This is a genomic window from Streptomyces alanosinicus (assembly GCF_014650595.1).
Taxonomy (GTDB): domain Bacteria; phylum Actinomycetota; class Actinomycetes; order Streptomycetales; family Streptomycetaceae; genus Streptomyces; species Streptomyces alanosinicus.
Window position 1 is genome coordinate 171,820 of record NZ_BMVG01000002.1, and the last position, 18,895, is coordinate 190,714.

At 71.8% G+C, this 18,895-nt stretch carries 18 protein-coding genes; 8 read left to right on the top strand and 10 right to left on the bottom strand.

What is annotated here, in order from left to right:
- The first annotated feature begins 50 nt into the window (after positions 1-50).
- The gene (locus IE277_RS07080; protein ID WP_189949578.1) at positions 51-1,070 is read left to right on the top strand and encodes a hypothetical protein; all 1,020 of its coding nucleotides are present in this window, start codon (positions 51-53) and stop codon (positions 1,068-1,070) included.
- A 127-nt stretch (positions 1,071-1,197) separates the two neighbouring features.
- On the top strand, positions 1,198-1,824 hold the full coding sequence (locus IE277_RS07085) for an HAD family hydrolase (protein WP_189949580.1): 627 nt from the start codon (positions 1,198-1,200) through the stop codon (positions 1,822-1,824).
- On the opposite strand, the gene IE277_RS07090 is transcribed toward IE277_RS07085, so the two are convergent.
- Positions 1,800-2,051 carry a hypothetical protein gene (locus IE277_RS07090; RefSeq protein WP_189949583.1) on the bottom strand — a complete coding sequence of 84 codons (252 nt, stop codon included), beginning with the start codon at positions 2,049-2,051 and terminating at the stop codon, positions 1,800-1,802. The genes IE277_RS07085 and IE277_RS07090 overlap by 25 nt on opposite strands.
- Before the next feature lie 175 nt (positions 2,052-2,226).
- Between IE277_RS07090 and IE277_RS49165 the strand changes: the two genes are divergently transcribed.
- Entirely contained in the window at positions 2,227-2,610 is a 384-nt protein-coding gene (locus IE277_RS49165; RefSeq protein ID WP_189949587.1) for a cold-shock protein, read from the top strand.
- 28 nt (positions 2,611-2,638) lie between these two features.
- On the opposite strand, the gene IE277_RS07100 is transcribed toward IE277_RS49165, so the two are convergent.
- From IE277_RS07100 to IE277_RS07115, 4 genes are all read right to left on the bottom strand, one after another.
- Complete coding sequence (locus IE277_RS07100) at positions 2,639-3,502, bottom strand: 1,4-dihydroxy-6-naphtoate synthase (RefSeq protein ID WP_189949588.1); 864 nt, start codon at positions 3,500-3,502, stop codon at positions 2,639-2,641.
- A complete protein-coding gene (locus IE277_RS07105) occupies positions 3,499-4,275 on the bottom strand; it encodes a futalosine hydrolase (protein WP_189949590.1) in 777 nt (258 codons plus the stop codon). The genes IE277_RS07100 and IE277_RS07105 overlap by 4 nt, the downstream gene beginning before the upstream one ends.
- A complete protein-coding gene (locus tag IE277_RS07110) occupies positions 4,248-4,721 on the bottom strand; it encodes a DUF2771 domain-containing protein (protein ID WP_189949592.1) in 474 nt (157 codons plus the stop codon). The genes IE277_RS07105 and IE277_RS07110 overlap by 28 nt, the downstream gene beginning before the upstream one ends.
- A gap of 258 nt (positions 4,722-4,979) precedes the next feature.
- On the bottom strand, positions 4,980-6,452 hold the full coding sequence (locus IE277_RS07115) for an MFS transporter (protein ID WP_189949594.1): 1,473 nt from the start codon (positions 6,450-6,452) through the stop codon (positions 4,980-4,982).
- Between the two features lie 312 nt (positions 6,453-6,764).
- Between IE277_RS07115 and IE277_RS07120 the strand changes: the two genes are divergently transcribed.
- Positions 6,765-7,691, top strand: coding sequence for a DUF3027 domain-containing protein (locus IE277_RS07120; RefSeq protein ID WP_189949596.1), 927 nt, complete (start codon positions 6,765-6,767; stop codon positions 7,689-7,691).
- Positions 7,692-8,015: 324 nt separating this feature from the next.
- Positions 8,016-9,002 carry an esterase/lipase family protein gene (locus IE277_RS07125; protein WP_229880892.1) on the top strand — a complete coding sequence of 329 codons (987 nt, stop codon included), beginning with the start codon at positions 8,016-8,018 and terminating at the stop codon, positions 9,000-9,002.
- A gap of 31 nt (positions 9,003-9,033) precedes the next feature.
- Here the strand turns inward: IE277_RS07125 and IE277_RS07130 are convergent, their stop codons facing one another.
- On the bottom strand, positions 9,034-9,504 hold the full coding sequence (locus IE277_RS07130) for an ATP-binding protein (RefSeq protein WP_189949600.1): 471 nt from the start codon (positions 9,502-9,504) through the stop codon (positions 9,034-9,036).
- Positions 9,505-9,610: 106 nt separating this feature from the next.
- On the opposite strand from IE277_RS07130, the gene IE277_RS07135 reads away from it, so the two are divergent.
- Both IE277_RS07135 and IE277_RS07140 read left to right on the top strand, forming a co-directional pair.
- Entirely contained in the window at positions 9,611-10,471 is an 861-nt protein-coding gene (locus IE277_RS07135; protein WP_189949602.1) for a helix-turn-helix domain-containing protein, read from the top strand.
- Positions 10,468-10,710: a DUF397 domain-containing protein gene (locus tag IE277_RS07140; RefSeq protein ID WP_189949604.1), complete on the top strand. Its 243-nt coding sequence runs from the start codon at positions 10,468-10,470 to the stop codon at positions 10,708-10,710. The genes IE277_RS07135 and IE277_RS07140 overlap by 4 nt, the downstream gene beginning before the upstream one ends.
- Here IE277_RS07140 and IE277_RS07145 read toward each other — a convergent pair.
- From IE277_RS07145 to IE277_RS07160, 4 genes are read right to left on the bottom strand one after another with little or no spacing between them, the layout of a single operon-like run.
- Positions 10,661-12,085: a DUF6177 family protein gene (locus tag IE277_RS07145; RefSeq protein WP_229880906.1), complete on the bottom strand. Its 1,425-nt coding sequence runs from the start codon at positions 12,083-12,085 to the stop codon at positions 10,661-10,663. The genes IE277_RS07140 and IE277_RS07145 overlap by 50 nt on opposite strands.
- Positions 12,086-12,112: 27 nt before the next feature.
- Positions 12,113-12,991: a hypothetical protein gene (locus IE277_RS07150; protein ID WP_189949605.1), complete on the bottom strand. Its 879-nt coding sequence runs from the start codon at positions 12,989-12,991 to the stop codon at positions 12,113-12,115.
- Positions 12,988-15,051 carry a hypothetical protein gene (locus IE277_RS07155; RefSeq protein WP_189949607.1) on the bottom strand — a complete coding sequence of 688 codons (2,064 nt, stop codon included), beginning with the start codon at positions 15,049-15,051 and terminating at the stop codon, positions 12,988-12,990. Before IE277_RS07155 ends, IE277_RS07150 begins: the two co-directional genes overlap by 4 nt.
- Entirely contained in the window at positions 15,048-15,476 is a 429-nt protein-coding gene (locus IE277_RS07160) for a DUF6507 family protein (RefSeq protein ID WP_229880910.1), read from the bottom strand. Before IE277_RS07160 ends, IE277_RS07155 begins: the two co-directional genes overlap by 4 nt.
- Before the next feature lie 194 nt (positions 15,477-15,670).
- Between IE277_RS07160 and IE277_RS07165 the strand changes: the two genes are divergently transcribed.
- Entirely contained in the window at positions 15,671-18,802 is a 3,132-nt protein-coding gene (locus tag IE277_RS07165) for a sacsin N-terminal ATP-binding-like domain-containing protein (protein WP_189949609.1), read from the top strand.
- Positions 18,803-18,895 lie beyond the last annotated feature (93 nt).

Sequence of the window (18,895 nt, forward strand, 5' to 3'; positions counted from 1 at the left end):
CGGTACCGTCCTCACCGGGGTTCATCACCGTCGCCCCGGAGGGGATTCCGTTGGGGATCGAGAGCGACCAGGTCGTCTACGAGTACCTGAGCCGTGTCGGGGACATCGCTCAGCAGCGGCAGCTGCCGTCGGGCACGCGGATGCGGCTCGTGACGGAGCTGCGGGGCGAGATCGACCGGCACCGGTCCGAGGCGCAGACCGACAGTCCCGCCGCGGTGCGCCGCATCCTGGACCGCCTGGGCACCCCCGACGAGGTCGTCGCGGCCGCGGGCGGCACCGCTCCCTCCGGTGCCTCCGCCCCGTCCGCCGCCACCGTGCCGGCGCGGCCCGCGGACCCGGAACGCGCCAAGGGCAAGGGCCTGCGCCGGACCGTCCCCCGGTCCCGGCCCCGTCCGGACTCCGCAGAGCCCGCACCCGCCGCCCCGCGCGACGTCCCGTCACCGCCGCACCTCGCCGGCGCGCACGAGCTGGGGGACAGCGCCGTACAGCCCGACTGGTGGCGGACCGGCGACAGCCCTTTCGGCGGGGCCGCCGAGTCGGCCGACTCGGTGCCGGGGTTCTTCGGCGGCGTGGAGATCCCGGAGCTGCTCCAGCGGCCGCAGCGGCCGGGCGAGGAGCCGGCGAAGGAGGCCGGGGCATCGTCCCCGCCCGTCGAGGAGGCGGACGCCGCCGAACCCGCGGCCGAGGCCGAGCACGCCCGGCGGCGCCGCCGGCTGGTGCCCCGGCCCGCCGCCGGCTGGACCAACCCGCTTCTGCTGCTGGCCGCCGCCGCGCTGGTCGCCGGCGCGGTGCTCGGCAACTGGTTCGCCCTGCTGCTCGGTTGGGCGATCGCCTACGGTTCGCGCCGGCTGACGCCCGCGGAGACCAAGCTGGCCGTCATGATCCTGCCCGGCACGGCGATCGCGGCCGGCCTGGTCTGGCTGTGGGGCCGCGACAACGGCCGCTGGGGCACCCCGATCGCGCAGGGCCACATGAACGACGCGATCGCCGGGACCTGGCCCTGGGTGGTCCGCGGCGCGGCCGTCGCCTCGGCCCTGTACGTGGTGTGGCGTTCCCAGCGCAGCCGCTGAGGCGGCAGAAGGAGGGGGCACGATGCAACTGCGCTGACTGCAACCCCCCAGGGGCGCGGGACTGTGTCTGATACGCGGCTCCGCCGCGTGGGCGCGACCAGCCACCCACGGACCCGCACCCGGCACAATGGCCGATATGACTTTGACCGTCGGCTTCGACCTCGACATGACCCTCATCGACTCCCGGCCCGGTATCCACGCCTGCTACGTGGCCCTGGCGGAGCGGACCGGGACGTTCATCGACGCCGATCTGGCGGTGACCCGGCTCGGTCCGCCGCTCCTGGACGAGTTGGCCCACTGGTTCCCGAAGGAGCGGCTCCCCGCGATGGTCGAGCTGTACCGGGAGATGTACCCGTCGATCGCCATCGCCGCGTCGCCCGCCATGGCAGGCGCCCGGGAGGCGGTGGCCGCGGTGGCCGCGGCCGGCGGCCGGACGATGGTGGTCACGGCGAAGTACGAGCCGAGCGCCAAGCTGCACCTGTCCCACGTCGGCATCGAGCCGGACGTCGTCGTGGGCGATCTGTGGGCCGAGCAGAAGGCGGAGGCGCTGCGCGAGTACCGCGCGGGCGTGTACGTCGGCGATCACGTCGGAGACGTACGCGGGGCCCGTACCGCGGGTGCGCTGTCGGTCGCCGTGGCGACCGGTCCCTGCCCCGCCGACGAACTGCGCGCCGCCGGGGCGGACGTCGTCCTCGACGACCTGTCGGCCTTCCCGGAGTGGCTGACGGGCTACCGGGCGGCTGCTCGCGCCTGACGCCGGCCCGCGGTCACGGAGCGCAGCACCCCCGCGCCGGCCAGCAGGAATCCGACGCCCATGAGCATGCTCATGCAGTACATGTAGGTCGGAAAGGGCTTCGCGCCGAGGAACAGCGGGGCCACCGTGACAAGAGTGGCCACGGTGCCCAGGAAGAAGACGATCGCACCGGCACGGATCAGACGGTCACCGGGCCCGGCGGAATTCGTTTGGGTTTTGTCACGCACCGGACCAGGGTAGTTCCCAGCGCGAGAGAACAACCGGGGGACGTCTTGTCACCCGCCCCGAGACCATTACGCTTGGTAGCGGCGGGTCACGGTGGACCCGCTCTACTGCTATCAAGAGCACTTTGCGAGCAGTGGACGCAGCAGTTCCCAACTAGTGCGAGGACGAGGACAGACGGTGCCGACCGGGCGTGTCAAATGGTTCAACAGCGAGAAGGGCTTCGGCTTTCTCTCCCGCGACGACGGCGGTGACGTCTTCGTCCATTCCTCTGTTCTCCCCGCCGGAGTCGACGTACTCAAGCCGGGACAGCGCGTGGAGTTCGGCGTCGTCGCCGGTCAGCGCGGTGACCAGGCGCTGTCGGTGACCGTGCTGGACCCGACGCCGTCGGTCGCCGCCGCCCAGCGCAAGAAGCCGGACGAGCTGGCCTCGATCGTGCAGGACCTGACGACCCTTCTCGAGAACATCACGCCGATGCTCGAAAAGGGCCGCTACCCGGACAAGGCCTCCGGCGCGAAGATCGCCGGCCTGCTGCGGGCGGTCGCCGACCAGTTGGACGTGTAGCAGCCCGCGGGGCCCGTGGCGGAACCCGTCAGGGAAAGACGAGCGCATCCCGGCCGAGGGGCGGCACCAGCCCCTCGGCCGCCGCGCGTGTGAGCAGTCCGCGGACCGCCGCGTAGCCGTCCTCGCCGAGGCCGGCGGTGAACTCGTTGACGTACAGCCCGATGTGCTGGTCGGCGACGGCCGGGTCCATCTCCTGGGCGTGGGCCATGACATACGGCCGGGACGCCTCGGGGTCGTCCCAGGCGGCCCGTACGGAGGCGCGGACGGCGTCGGCGAGCCGCGTCAGCGTGTCCGCGCCCAGTGAGCGCTTGGCGACGATCGCGCCGAGCGGGATCGGCAGCCCGGTCGTCCGCTCCCAGTGCTCGCCCATGTCGGCGAGCTTGTGCAGCCCGTAGCCGCGGTAGGTGAACCGGGCCTCGTGGATGACCAGTCCGGCGTCCACCCTGCCGTCCCGCACGGCCGGCATGATCTCGTGGAACGGCATGACCACGATCTTGCCGACCCCACCGTCCCGCAACGTGTCCGCAGCCCACAGCCGGAACAGCAGATACGCCGTCGACTTCTCGCTGGGCACCGCGACCGTACGGCCTGTCAGCTCGGTGTCCGGCTCCCGCGTGAGCACCAGCGGCCCGCAGCCCCGGCCGAGCGCCCCGCCGCACGGCAGCAGCGTGTACTCGTCGAGGACGTACGGCAGGACGGCGTACGACACCTTCAGCACGTCGAACTCGCCGCGCTCCGCCATGCCGTTGGTGATGTCGATGTCGGCGAAGGTCACGTCCAGCGCGGGGGCGCCGGGGACGCGGCCGTGGGCGAGGGCGTCGAAGACGAAGGTGTCGTTGGGGCAGGGGGAGTACGCGATCCGCAGGGTCTGCTGCTGCTCACTGGTCGTCATACAGGTTTCCAACTCTCCAATGCTGGCGCGAGCTTCCCGAACGCCTCGGTGAGGGCGGCGAGGGCGTCGCCGATGCGCCAGGCGGCACGGTCGCGCGGGCCGACCGGGTTGGAGACCGCGCGGATCTCCAGCACCGGCACCCCGTGGGCGGCGGCCGCCTCCGCCACCCCGAAGCCCTCCATGCCCTCGGCGAGCGCGCCCGGGTGCCGCTCCAGAAGGGTGGCGGCGCGGTCGGCGGTGCCGGTGACGGTGGAGACGGTCAGGACCGTGCCGGTGCGGGCGCCGGTCGCCTCGGCGACGGCGCGTACGGCCGAGGCCGGGGGGCGGTGGGTGATGGTCCCGAAGCCCAGTTCGGTGACCGGGAGAAAGCCGTCGGCGGTCTCGGCGCCCAGGTCGGCGACGGTGATCGCGTCGGCGACGACGAGCGAGCCGACGGGTGCCCCGGGCTGGAAGCCGCCGCCGATCCCGGCGCAGACGACCAGGCCGTACCGGTCGCCTTGAAGGCCGGCCGCGGTCAGGGCGCCGGCGGTGGAGGCGGCGGCGAGGGCCGGACCGACACCGGCGGCGAGCAGATCGGGGCCCGCGCCGGTACGGCACAGCAGTGCGCCGGGGAGCCGTACCTCTCGCGCGGCCGTAGGGAATCGCCCGGCCGAGGGCAATCGCCCGGCCGTGGGGAACGCCCGTGCCACCGCGTCCCGTTCGGCCGGGACCGCGGTGGCGACGAGGATGCGCGCGGAGGCCGTGATCAGGCCTTCTTCAGCTTGAACGACCACATGCCCTGGTTGGACTTCTCGCCCATGCGGATCGTGACGGTGTTGGTGTCGCCCTGGGTGCCGTACTGCTGGTTGAAGAACGCGCTGCCCGGGATGGTGCGGTAGGTCTTCTTGCTGACGTCGGTGAACTGCTGGCCGTTGACCAGGACGACCCAGCCGGCGTCCGCGATCTTCGGGTCGACTCCGAAGCGGACCGTCGCGTCCTGGTCGACCTTGATCGACTTGGCCTTGTCGATGTTCTTGATGCAGTTCGTCAGCGCCTTGGCGTCCAGCGCGTTGCCGTCGTTGTAGCACATGGCTTCGGAGTTGACCGAGCTTGTGCCGACGGTGACCGTCGCGACGGGCGTCGGCTTGTCGCAGGCGGACAGGGCGAGCAGTCCGGCGGAAACGAGGCCGGCGGCGGCGACGGCGCGGCGGCGTCGCACAGCGGATTGCAGCGTGGTCATGGCACGAAGGCTATCGGGCGCCCGGAGCCGTCCGCCCATGCGGGGTGCGGCGTGCCCGCTTCGTTACGCCAGCCGTGCCCCGCGCGGGGAAACCGTGTCCGGTTCGTTATGCCGGGGAGGTATCGGGGCAGGTGCCGGAGCGGGGGTCGGGCAGGTGCCGGGCGGGTGCCGGGGCAGGTCAGGCTGTACGGGGGTCGGTCAGGCCATACAGGGGTCGGTTAAGCCGTACGGGGGTTGGTGAAGCCGTACGGGGGCGGGTCAGGCCACGCGCGGGTGGGTGCGGCCGCCGTGCCGGGCCGAGGCGAGCAGTCCCTTCAGCGTGGTCAGCCAGCCGACGGCCACGAACGCCGCGCCGATCAGCAGGCCCAGCGTCCCGTTGAGCGGCAGCACGATGCCGACGGCGCCGCCGAACACCCAGGCCATCTGCAGCAGCGTCTCCGAGCGGGCGAACGCCGAGGTGCGCACCGACTCCGGCACGTCCCGCTGGATCAGCGCGTCCAGCGCCAGCTTGGCCAGCGCCTGGCCGAACCCGGCGACGGCGGCGAGGCAGGCCACCAGGAACGCCCCGAAGAACACGGCGGCCACGATCCCCGTACCGAGCACGACCGCGACGACGGTCACGATGATGATCTCCGGGGCACGCGATCTCAGCCAGCCCCCGACGGCCGTCCCCAGCGCGTTGCCCACCCCGGCGGCGACACCGACTATCCCGAGCGAGACGGCCGCGCTCTCCCCGGTCAGCGGATGCTCGCGCAGCAGGAAGGCCAGGAAGAAGATCAGGAAGCCGGACAGACAGCGCAGGGCGGCGTTGGCGCCGAGCGCGTGGGTGACGGCCGGCCCCACGGTCCGCAGCCCCGGGCGCTTCCCCTGCTCCTTGCTTGGTTCCTTCCCCTGCTCCTTCCCCGGCTCCTCGCCTGGCTCTTTCCCCTGCGCCCGCTGCGCCTTCCTGCGGGGCCCGTGCAGATGCTGCTCGTCGGCCGCGAGCAGCGCCACGTCCTCGCCCCGGGCCGAGTCCACCTTGGGCGGCAGGGAGAACGACAGGAACGTTCCCCCGACGAAGATCGCGAAGGCGCCGTACAGCGGCCAGGGATCACCGACCCGGTGCAGCCCGGCCGCGATCGGCGCGGCGATCCCGGTGGCCAGCAGCCCCGCGAGGGTGACCCGCGAGTTGGCCTTCACCAGCGAGAACCGGGGCGGCAGCAGCCGTGGCACAACGGCACTGCGGACCACCCCGTACGCCTTCGAGGCGACCAGCACGCCCAGCGCGGCGGGATACAGCTCCAGGCTGCCGCTCGCCACGGCGCCCGAGATCACCAGCGCGAGCAGCGCACGGGCCAGCATGGCCCCGGCCATCGCGGCGCGCCGGCCGTGCGGCAGCCGGTCGAGCAGCGGGCCGATCACGGGCGCGAGGACGGTGAAGGGCGCCATGGTGATGGCGAGATACAGCGCGACCCGGCCCCGCGCCTCGTCGGTGGGTACGGAGAAGAACACGGTGGAGGCGAGCGCCACGGTGACCATGACATCGCCGGCGCCGTTCACCGCGTGCAGCTCGATCAGCTTGCCCAGGCCCGACTCACCCGCGCCATGCGCGTGCGTGGCCCTGCGGATGCCCCGGGCGGCCCCGGTGACCGGGAAGTGCAGGGCACGCCCGACGGACCGGACGGCGCCGCCGACCCGGCTCGCACCGCCACCCCGAACACCACGCCTGTCCGCGGTCGCCACGTGCTTCATAGTGCCCTGAGAAGCGGCCGGATAGTGCGGTACGGCGCGGATGACGGCGAACCGTGCCCGTGATCACATCCGTCCCGCCCGCCGACGGTCCGATGGTCATCGGCGAGCGGATGGGAGACAATGCCGCGTAGCGGCGACGAATCCCATTCGGTGTAGCGTGCGTATCTCAGCCATAACGCAGAATGGATGGCAGAGGTGCGCCCGAGCGCGATCGCAAGCAGACGTCGATGCGGCCCCAAGGTCCGCTCCGTCCGCTTCACCGCCTTCAGGCAGCCGCACTCGACGAGACGGCGTAGGAGAGAAGCGATACCTGTGAGCGCAGCGACAACGCGAAGCCGCACCCCCGACCGTCTGTGTGCCGAGGCGGTCGACCTCGCCCGCGGCGCCGCCGAGGAGGCCGCCGCGCCCGGCGTGGTCGGCGAGCACGCCGGCCTGCTCTCCGAGGGCGACCGTGTTGTCACGCACTTCTTCGAGTGCAAAGAGCCGGGCTACCGCGGCTGGCGCTGGGCGGTGACCGTGGCCCGCGCCTCCCGCGCCAAGGTCGTCACGCTCGACGAGGTGGTCCTGCTGCCCGGCCCGGACGCCCTGCTCGCCCCCGAGTGGGTGCCGTGGAGCGAGCGGCTGCGCCCCGGTGACCTCGGGCCCGGCGATCTGCTCCCCACGGACCAGGAGGACCTGCGTCTGGAGCCCGGCTACAGCGGCGAGGAGGAGCCGCTGCCGACCTCGGCGGTCTCGCACGAGATGGCGGAGCTGGCGGAGGCGGAGGACGCCGACGTCACCCCCGGCACCCCGGCCGTCCAGCCCATGGTCCCCTCCCGGGGCTCGATCGCCGCCGTCGCCGAGGAACTGGGCATGCGCCGCGCCCGTGTGCTGTCCCGCTACGGCCTCCATGTCGCGGCGGACCGCTGGGAGGAGTCGTACGGCCCCCAGACGCCGATGGCCCAGGCCGCCCCGGCGACCTGTCTGACCTGTGGCTTCCTGAGCCCCATCGGCGGCTCCCTCGGCCAGGCCTTCGGCGTGTGCGCCAATGAGTTCTCCCCGGCCGACGGCCGTGTGGTCTCCTTCGCCTACGGCTGCGGCGGCCACTCGGAGGCCGCGGTCATGCCGAAGCCTCCGCAGCCGGCCCCGCCGGTCATCGACGAGACCAGGGTCGACCCCTTCCCGCTCCGCCCCGCCCGCGACTCCGGCTCGGTCCCGGAGGCGGGCGACGAGGAGACGGCGGAGCTGGGCCACTCCTGAGCCACCGGACCACTCCTGAGTCACCGGGCCACTCCTGAGCCGGCGTCACCGGGTCCAACGGCGGCCCTCAGGGGCCCAGTTGCCCGGCGAAAAAGCCGGTCGGCGGGCTGATGGGCGGGCCGTTGGGAGGGCCGCCAACCGCTGACCGGATGAAACGGACTGCTCCATACGGGGGTTCGCGCGCGTTCGTCGGCCATGGCGGGGGGCCCGCTCCTCGATCATCGCCGGGGCCGGCGCTGGGCCGGCCGCGAGGCGAGGAGTGGCCCGATGCCGGACCGCAGTGTGTCCCGAAGCCGGAGTGTTTCCCCGAGACCGTCGAACCGTGTGTCCCCGAGACGGTCGAACCGGTGGCGCGGCGGCCTGGCCGCGCTCTGCGCGGGGCTCGCCCTGGCGCTGGGCGCGGGCCAGGGCGTGGCAGCGGCGGCGGGGACCCCCGAGCCCCCGGCCCCCCGGGGCAAGATCCTCACCGCCCCCCTGGCGGCGGTCGGGGGCCTGGTCCACCCGGACGACCCGCCGGCCGGAGCCAACGACTTCAACTGCAAGCCCACGAAGGCACACCCGCGCCCGGTCGTCCTGCTCCACGGCACCTGGGCGAACGCCTACGACAACTGGGCCCTGATGTCCCCGTACCTCAAGCAGCTCGGCTACTGCGTCTTCGCCGCCGAGTACGGCGGGACACCCGGCAACCCGGTCAAGGCGACCGCCCACGTCCCGGTGTCCGCGGGCCAGATCGCCGACTTCGTCGACCGTGTCCTGAAGGCGACCGGCGCCCACCAGGTCGACCTCGTCGGGCATTCCCAGGGCGGCGGTGTCACCCCCCGCTGGTATCTGCGGTTCGCGGGCGGCACGGACCCCGCGCACCCGGAACGGAACAAGGTGCACAGCCTCGTCGGACTGGCCCCGTCCAACCACGGCACGACCGGCTCCGGCCTCGGCACCCTGACCACGAAGCTGGGCCTCAACAAGCCCGTGTCGCTGGTCCTCGGCGAGGCGTACGAGGACCAGCTGGTCGGCTCCGAGGTCAACACGACGCTGGACCGGGACGGGGACACCCAGCCCGGGGTCGACTACACCGTCATCGCCACCAAGCTCGACGAGGTCGTCACTCCCTACACGCACCAGTTCCTGAAGGCGGGCCCGAAGGCCACCGTCAAGAACATCACCATCCAGGACATCTGCCCGAGGGACCTCTCCGAGCACGTCGCCATGGCGTACGACTCCAACGCCGCCCAACTCGTCCGCAACGCCCTGGACCCGGCCCACGCCAAGCCGGTCGACTGCGGTCTGACGTTGCCCGTCCTGGGCGGCTGACACAGGTCCGGACAGGCCCTCGCCGGGATCGCTACTCCCGGCGAGGGTCTCGGCATTTCTGCGGCGCCGGAAGGCATAGCTCGGCCCAGACGGTCTTGCGCGGGAAGCGGCCCTCGCTGACGTCCCAGCGATCCGCGAGCGCGTCCACGAGGAGGAGACCACGACCGGACTCGGCCCGCGCGTCCGGCTCCTGAAGCCTGGGCAGCCGGTCACCGCGCGTGTCGGTGACCTCGATCCGCAGGGTGGGGCCGACGACGTAGAGCGTGACCCGGAAGCTACGACCGGGCAGGCGGCCATGGGTCGCGGCGTTGGCCGCCAGCTCGGCCACGATCAGCGTCGCGGGGTCCGTCGGAAGCCCCCAGCTCCGGAGCTGGTCCGCCGCGAGCAGCCGGGCCAGCCGGGCACCGCGCGGAGTGGAGGACAACAGGACGGTGAAGTTCGGGATGCCGCCGTCGAGTTGGGGCTGGGGCGGGGGCTCGGTCTCGGCGATTTTCTGATTCACGTCACTCAGAGTGGCCGGTGATGCTTACCGTGGTGAGTAACTACGCCGTTGCGTACCGTCACTGTCCGGTGGTTCTCCGGCGTGTCGGGGCTTGTCAGGAGGGGCGATGTCGGACGAACTCAAGGGCGAGGCGGACGAGCCGGGCTGGGAGGTGGATCCGGACGACGAGTGGGGCATCGCGGTCATCGCCATGGTGGGGCGTCAGCTGAAACTGCGGCGCGAGGCTGTGGGAATGAAGGCCGCGGACTTCGGCAAGGCCATCGGCTACGGCGAGGACCTGGTCTACAAGATCGAGGGCGGCCAGCGGATTCCCCGACCGGAGTATCTGGACAAGGCCGACAAGGTGTTGGGGGCGGGCGGGCTGATCTCGGCGACGAGGGAGGACGTGGCCAAGGTCCGGTATCCCAAGAAGGTGCGGGCTCTGGCGGAGTCCGAGGGCAAGGCGGTCGAGATTGGCGTGTACGAGACCAGCAACATCCCTGGACTGCTGCAGACACTCGAACATGCGCGAGCGTTGCTGGAGTGTTGGCTCCCCGCCTACTCACCGGAGGACTTAGAACGACGAGTTGCCGCCCGCATGGCCAGGCAGTCCATTTTCGAGCGGTCGCCTGCTCCGGCCCTCGGGTTCGTCCTGGAGGAGGCGACCCTGCGCCGCAAGGTCGGGGGCACAATGGTGCGGCGACAGCAGTTCGAGCGCCTGCTGGAGGTGGGGCGGTTGAACAACGTCACGCTTCAAGTGATGCCGCTGGACAGCCCGTCACACCCCGGCATGAGCGGCAGGATCGAGTTGTTGAAGTTCGAGGACGGCACGGCAGTGGGACGCGCTGACGGCGCTTTCAATGGGCGCCCGATCTCGAACCTCAAGGAACTGCGGATTCTTGAACTGCGGTACGGGACCATCCGGGCTCAGGCACTTCCACCCGGGGAGTCACTGGCCCTCATCGAACAACTGCTGGGAGAAACATGAAGCTGGAGTGGTTCAAGAGCAGCTACAGCAGCGGCCCCGACGGCGACTCCTGCGTCGAAGTGGCCCTGGAGTGGTTCAAAAGCAGCCATAGCAGCGGCAACGACGGCAACTCCTGCGTCGAGATCGCGATAGCCCCCCGCACCATCCACGTCCGCGACTCCAAGCACACCGCAGGCCCCCGGCTCGCGCTCACGCCGGACGCCTGGTCCGACTTCGTGTCGTACGCGTCCGGGGACTGAGCTGTTCGCTGAGGTTGGCGAGGCGCTGCCAGGACGTGAGGTCGGTGCCGTCGCCGAGCGGGTAGTGCAGGGCGGGTCGTGCCGTGGGGCCGAGCCGGACGGGACGCGGCTCCAGGGCTGATTCGGCAGCCGCGGGGCCCATGAGACGTACCGCGTCACAGCCCAGGGTGAAGGAGACCGGAACGAGTGGTGCCTCGCGGTGCGGCGCGGTGGTGAGGTCGGCGCGGGCGCCGCGGAGGCAGGCGAGCATGGACGTGAGGCGATGACGGGTGGCCAGCGTCTCGGCCAGTTGTCCAAGAGCCTCAAGGGGCGCCTGGCCCCTGGTGTAGCCGAAGGCGAGCGTGATCTGCTCCTCGACCCCGGCCGGGGTGCGCACGACACGGCAGGTGGCGATTCCCGGCCGGTCCGGGGCACCGACGGCGACGAGCCAGGTGGGGGCGGACTTCTCGGCGCGAGTACGGGCCAGTTCGGTCAACTGGCGTCGAGACCAGGGAAGGTTGACGGGTTCGGCGGTGGACCAGCCGGCGGGCGCGTCACCGGTGAGCGCGTGCCACGCGGCTTCCAGGGCGCCACCGAGGAGAAGGTTCCCGTCGGAGGGGTGGGTGGTGCGGATGGAGAGGTGGAGCTGCTGTTCGCCTTCGGCGGCGGCAGGTGCCTCAAAGGCCTCCGCGACCGGGACCCCGGGCGCGGGAGCGAACCGGCCCTCGTGCCAGTGGAGTACGGCGCCGGTGAGACCGTCGTAGTAACCACAGTCGGGGTCACGGACGACCCAGCGCGCGGGCACGTTGGTCATCAGAGTGCGGGCGGGCAGGCTCAGCCGGGCGCTGGGCGGGCTGAGGATCTGCAGTTCCCGCCCCGAGGCGACGGTGGTCCGCAGGAGGTCGGTGAGCCAGGTGGTCGCGGCGACCACGGGACGGTCCTGGATGACCAGGGCGGCGTGGTCGGTGAGGAGGTCGACACCGAGCGCGTCGCCGTCAGCACTGCCTCCGCCGCCGAAAGGAACGGAAACGACGTCGGTATGCGCGGCATCGCCCGGCCAGGTTGCCCCGCCCAGCACCGCCACCAGCCGCCCACCGAGCGATCCGGCCAGCCGCCCCGCTTCCTCCACCGCCGTGCTCGCCCGCACCTCGGTCCACCACACCGGCGCCTCGCCTCGCACGTCCGACCCGAGCAGGCGGCTGACCTCGCCGGGCACCTGAACGAACAACGGCACCTCAACGGTCACCCGGGGACGCCCGTCAGCTGTGCACAACCGGACGGCTGCTCCTTCGGAGACACTGTCCACCCGAAGGTCGGGGCCGCCGGCGTACAGCCCAGCAAGCATGGTCCGGGCGTCCGGCATCTTTGGGGTGAGGGCGATGATGTCGTGTGTCACAGGGGTTCCTGTTCGCGGCCGGCCGTATTACCAGGGCAGGGGATCGGGGCGACGGTTCCACCACCATCCGTGTTCCGACGCGGCATCTTGCGCCAAGGGCAGTTCCTTGCGGAGCAGACCGCCGGTGTCGTCGACTGTCAGCTCGGCGAACAGAGCGTCCAGGGGCTCAAGAGCTTTCTGGAGCAGGGTGGCTGCGTCGTGAGGGAGCTGACCGCGCACCTGCTCCAGGTCGTCCCGCGCTTCAAGGCGCTCGCGATAGAGATCGGGCGGACACCAGCCGGAGGAGGCCCAGGAGGCTTCCATGTGTCGGATGAGTTTCTCCCAGGCACCCAGGCGATCACTTGCCAGCCGGAGCGGCGTTCCCAAAGTTCCGGCCTGATCCGGCCGCATGTGCTCAAGGTGCACATCGAAGGCATCGGAAACAGGGGTGGCGATCTTCAGTTCGCGGACGACTTCGGGGATGAGGGCGACGGCGACATGCGGAAGTCGAGCGACGGGAGCTTCGACCGTGTCGATCGTGAAGACAGGTTCTTCGTCATCGGAGTCGTACAGGCGTGCTCGTGTGACCCGCCCGTCTTCCGTGGCCAGCCAGTACGCGCTCACCGGCACGTCCTCGGCGGGAAAGAGCACCACGGCACCTGCCGCCCGAGCGAAGGCGGACGCCAGCTCCGACTCGTCGGGCTGTGGTTGCACAGACTCCTGGACATAGATGTCCAGAGACGTGGACACGTCACCCAGTACCGATTTCTTGCCGCAGAGCACCAAGGCGTCCCAGTTGCGCAGCTCTTGGTCGGTGTCCTCGTCGGCGACGTCCACCTCCTGCTCGCGCACGTGCAGGCACTGCGCGAGTACTGCTGTGATGGTGTCGAGATTCAGAGGCTCCACGGTGAGGAGGTTGTACGTCATGGTTGATAGGTCCCGTTGTAGATGTCTAGGGCCTTCTGCACGATCCCTGGGTTGTTTGTGAAGCGCGGGTCGCGGGTCAACTGCGGTGCAGCACTGATGTCGCCCTTGGCTTTGGAGATCTGCACGAGGGCCGCGTACTCGTTCCGGTCGAGCTTCGCGATCCCCGTGCCGCTGTCGGGGTACACCCTTCCCGTGGGTTCGACCTCGTACAGGCGCCCGTTGACCAGGTAACGACTGAGCTTGACCTTCCAGGTCGCTTTGCCCGCAGCGATGTCAGCGAGGTCCTGATTGACCTGCTGCTCGTAGCCACGAAGGATGACACTGTTCGCTTTCTTGATCTCGCCGCGGGCTGCCCCTGCGACAGTATGCCGAGAATTCGGATACATGAGGCTCTTACCCGCCGCAGGCCCCTCGACGCCGTCGGCCACAGGCCATGGCCCCCTTCCCGGTCCGGTACCCCCGGCCCCGGAGCCACCGACACTCGTCGCATCGGCGTGATGGTGTTCTGAAGACGAGTGACCGCTGCCTTCAGCAGGCGAGTGATGGCTCTCGTGCCCCGCCCCCGCATCATGGTGGCCCGATCCATGGTCGTGTCCGGAACCATGCGCGCCATCGCCATCGCCATGGCCTGTCGTCGAGTTGTGCGATGCCCCGCCCTCGTGGCTGCCCTGAGGCGGCAGGCTCTCACCCCCGTGTGCGGCAGCCTCAGGCGCCCGCGCCCCCGCACCCACCAGCTCGTGGTGGCCAGGAGCCTTGATCGACGGAACCCGGTCGGCGGCCGCCCCTTCGGACGGGGCCGGAGTGGTGTCCGTGACGCCATGCTTGCCATGGACGAACTGACCGTCGGAGATCTCCATATGGGAGCCGTCGGACAGCCGGAGGACGCTGTGGGCCTTGTCGGCGGTGGTGGCCGCTTCCGTGGCCGCCCGGACGCCCGAGACCAGGTCGGAGACCTTCGGCAGGGTGCGGGCCGCGATACCCACCGTCCTGGTCGCCGCGCCGATCGGGTCCAGGACCTCGCCGACCTTGGCCACGGTGCCGGCCACGCGGGCCAGTCCGCCCGCCCTGCCCGCCACCGCGCCCGCCTCGCCGACCTTGGACAGCGCACCCAGAGGTCCGGAACCCAGGGTGAGGGTGTTGAAGACGACCGTGCCGAATGCCTTGCCGGGGTTGGTGGACCAGTCGTCCCAGCCGACGAATGACTTGGCGAACTCCTTGGCGTAGGGCTTGCTGTCCTCCATGAACTGGTCCGAAGCCGGGCCGAGGTGGGTGTTCCGGTCGCCGTGCGGGTCGAGGAGATAGCCTTCGGCGCCGACGAAGACCCGTACCAGGCCCTCGCGGGTGGCGCTGCCCTCGTCACCGGGGCTGAAGAGGTCGATCAGCCCTGTGACCGAGCCCTTGGCGTTGTCCCCGATGCTGATCCCGAATTGCCGCAGGTGGTAGTCGATCCCGAACGGCAGCAGCTCCTCGTGCTCCGGGCGGCCCCACGGCAGGGAATCCGCCTGGGCGAGCTGGCCGGCGCTGAAACCGTAGGCGTTCTTCTGGTCGGCTCTGCCGTTGTTCACATGCCACTGCGTGCCGCCCACCAGCGCGGTGATCTTGTCGGCGCAGGTCACCTCGGCCCGCTGGAAGGAGGCGATGGCCGTGTTCACACCGTCCCAGATCGCCTTGTGCTCGGCGACCTTGTCCGGGTCACTGCGCCAGCTGTGGATACCGCCTTCGTGGCCCTTGACCGACTCCACGAACACCCGGGCCCGCGCGCGCAGCGTCTCCAGCTGCTTGACGATCTCCGCGGCCTCGACCATGTACGTCTCCAGCGCACCGGCCACCGACGTCAACTTCTCGCCGAAACCTCCGGAGGTGTCCTGCACCGCCTGCGTCGTGGCGAACAGCTGCTGCGCCTCAGGGGCCTTGTAGAAGGCGTCCAGGTGCTGGAAACGCGTGTGGACGGCGTGGCCGTGCTCGCTGATCGCTTTCGCGGCCTGCCGCAGGAAGGCGATCTCCTGGCGCAGCCCGACCAGGTCGCCGGTGAACGTCGGTATCTTCTCCGGGCTGATCACCGCTTGCCGTCCGCCTGCTTGCCGTCCGCCCGCTTGCGCGCCTTCTCCAGGAAGGCCGTCACATCAGGCGGCAGCGTCGCGTGGTGCTGGGCGTTCCACGCCTGCTCCAGATCCCCGGCCAGATAGGCGTTGGTCGCCTCGATCGCGCCGTTCGCCGAATCACTGGCGCGCAGCGGCAGGAAGGCCACGTCCTTCTGCGTGCCCTCGATGAACTTCCCCAGCGCCACCGCCACCAGACCCGCCGCCCGTCCGGAGCCGGTCCCCGCGGTGCTCTCGTCGCCGAAGGACAGCGTGCCCGCCGACTCCATCGCGCCCTGCGCGCTCCGCCCGTACAGCGTGATCCCGGCGTTCATGTCGCCCGCGGCCTCGCGCACCTTGGAGACCACCGACTGCACGCCCCCGGGCGTGATGTCCCACCCCGTCACACCAACCTCCGTACATCCCCCTGCCGATACGTTCCTGCAGTGGTACTCGGCATCACACCGACCACTGACAACAGGATCTTCATCTCTATCAGCATCGACGTCCGCTCACCCCACCGCCCTGCACCCGCCCCCGCTCGCGCCGCGCGCCTCCCCCGGCGCGGTACCTTCAGTCGTCGTCGACGAGGAGTGAGAACGTGAGCAAGTACGTGCGGCCGGCGGCCGAGGGCGCCGACCCCTTCGGCACCGCCCGTCTGCGTCGCGGTGTCCTCGATGCCTGGGCGGCGAGCCCCGCCCGGTTCCGTGAGGACGCCAACGCCGAGGAGGACCTGGTCCTCGGCGGCTACCGGGACCGGCTCGTCGTCGAGCTGGCCCAGAACGCCGCCGACGCCGCCGCGCGGGCGAAGGTGCCGGGGCGGCTGCGGCTCACCCTCAGGGACGGCGTGCTCGTCGCCGCCAACACCGGTGCGCCGCTGGACGCGGCCGGTGTCGAGTCGCTGTCCACGCTGCGGGCGTCCGCGAAGCGGGACGTCGAGGTGACACAGGGGGCCGTCGGGCGGTTCGGGGTCGGGTTCGCCGCCGTGCTCTCGGTGACCGACGAGCCCGCGATCGTGGGCCGGCACGGGGGCGTGCGCTGGGCGCTCGCCGAGGCGCGGGAGCTGGCCGCCGGGACCGCCCGGCACAGCCCGGGGCTGGGGGACGAGGTGCGGCGCCGGGACGGGCATGTGCCGCTGCTCCGGCTGCCGTTCGCCGCCGAGGGCACCGCCCCGGACCCGTACGACACCGCCGTCATCCTGCCGCTGCGGGACGCGGCCGCCGCCGATCTCGCCGAGCGGCTGCTGCACGCCGTCGACGACGCGCTGCTCCTCGCCCTTCCCGGCCTGCGCGAGGTGGTCGTGGAGGTCGGTGACGAGGCGCCGCGCACCCTCACCCGCCGCACCGACGGCGCCTTCACGGTCGTGGAGGACTCCCGCGACGGCATCACCAACTGGCGCACCGCCTCCGGGCACGGGCCGCTGACCCCCGAACTGCTCGCCGACCGCCCGCTGGAGGAGCGGCTGCGACCCCACTGGACGGTGGCCTGGGCCGTACCCGTCGACGCCTATGGCGCCCCGGCCCGGCCCCGTACCGCCCCGGTCGTGCACGCCCCCACTCCCAGCGACGAACCCCTCGGCGTGCCCGCCCTGCTGATCGCCTCCTTCCCCCTCGACACCACCCGCCGGCACCCGGCGCCCGGTCCGCTCACCGACTTCCTGGTGCAGCGCGCGGCCGACGTCTACGCCGAGCTGCTCACCGAGTGGCGGCCGGTCACGGAGGGGATCGTCGACCTCGTGCCCGGCCCGCTCGGCAAGGGGCAGCTGGACGGGGCGCTGCGCGAGGCCGTCCTGGAGAGGCTGCCGCGCACCGCCTTCCTGCCGCCCGCCGTGCCGGGGCCGGGCGGCGAGGACGAGTTGCCGCAGGTCGTACGGCCCCGGGACGCCGAGATCGTGGAGGGCGCCGGCGCGGACACCGTACGGGTGCTCGCCGAGGTGCTGCCCACGCTGCTCCCGGCCGGCCTGGAACGCCGCGTCGAGCTGCGCACCCTCGGCGTCGCCCGGCTGCCGCTCGCCGATGCCGTCGACCGGCTCGCCGGGCTGGAGAAGGACCCCGAGTGGTGGTGGCGGCTCTACGACAGCCTCGCCGGGGTCGACCCCGAGCGGCTGTCCGGGCTGCCGGTGCCGCTCGCCGACCGGCGGACGACCATCGGTCCGCGACAGGTGCTGCTGCCCACCCCGGACGGCGCCCGGATCGACCCGGACGTCCTCGGACGGCTCGGGCTGAAGGTCGTCCACCAGGATGCGGCGCATCCGCTGCTGGAGAAGCTGGGCGCGCTGTCCGCCACCCCGCGCGCGGTGCTCACCACCCCGCAGGTGCGGGCCGCCGTCGCCGCCTCGCTGGACGAGGAGGGCGGCCTCGGCTGGGAGGAGGAGGCGCCGGACGCCGAGGAGCTGGCCGAGACGGTTCTCGGGCTGGTGCGGGACGCCGGTCTTGAGCCGGGGGACGAGCCCTGGCTGGGCGCGCTCGCCCTGCCCGACGAGGACGGGGAACTGGCTCCGGCCGGTGAACTGGTCCTTCCCGGCAGCCCCTTCGCCCAGGTGATCCGCGAGGACGAGCTGGCCGCCGTGGACCCCGAGCTGGCCGAGAAGTGGGGCGAGCAGCCGCTGGCCGCCTGCGGGGTGCTCGCGAACTTCGCGCTGGTCCGCGCCACCGATGTCGTCCTCGACCCGGACGAACTGGAACCCAGGGAGAGCGACTTCGCCGAGCCCGACGACCCCGGGCTGCTGGACTCCGTCGACGTGTGGTGCGAGGACCTCCTCGACCGCTTCCCGGACAGCCCGGTACCGCCGGTCGCCACCGAGCTGGTCGCCGTACGCGATCTGGACCTGGTGGACGACGCGCGGTGGCCGCAGGCGCTCGCGCTGCTCGCGCAGCCGCCGCTGCGGGACGCCCTCACCCAGCCGGTGCGGATCCTGCTGCCCGACGGCACCCACGAGGTCGTACGGCCGTACACGGCCTGGTGGCTGCGCGGGCACCCGGTGCTCGACGGGCGGCGGCCGGCCGGTCTCCTCGCGGCCGGCGGCGATCCGCTGCTGCACGGGCTGTACGACGAGGCCGACGCGACCGGCTTCGAGGACGAGCAGGTGCTGCGGGCGCTGGGCGTACGGACGTCGGTGGCGGCACTGCTGGACGAGCCGGGCGGCGCCGCCGAGCTGCTGGACCGGCTGGCCGACCCCGAGCGGCCGGTCGGAACGGCCCAACTGCACGGACTGTACGGGGCGTTGGGGGAGCTGGACCCGGAGCAGGTGACCCTGCCGGACGAGCTGCGCGCCGTTCTCGACGGGCGGGCGGAGGTCGTGGACGCCGCCGACGCCGTGGTCGTCGACTCGCCCGATCTGCTGCCCTTCACCTCGGGGGTGCCGCTGCTGCCGGTCCGGCCGGCCCGCGCGGCCGAGCTGGCGGAGCTGTTCCAGGTGCGGCGGCTGAGCGAGTCCGTCACCGGCGAGGTGACGAGCGAGGGCGCCGAGCACGACGTACCGGAGTCGGTGCGGGTGCTGCTCGGGCCGCGCACGCCCGCGACGTACGTCGAGCACGAGGAACTGGTCGTGGACGGCGTGGAGATCGACTGGCGGCTCACCGACGACGGCGTGCTGCACGCGGCCACGCTGGAGGGTGTGGCGGCGGGGCTGGCCTGGGCGGCGGGGCAGTGGCCGCGCCGCTTCGAGGTGGCGGCCCTGCTGGAGGACCCGTCCCGGACGGAGGAACTGGCCCGGGACCGCTGGTTCGACTGACTTCACCGACATGAGGTAATGGATCAGTAAGCTGCGCATAAAATCTGATCCGCGGGCGGAACGCACGTACAACCTGTCGCATCCCCCGCGGAT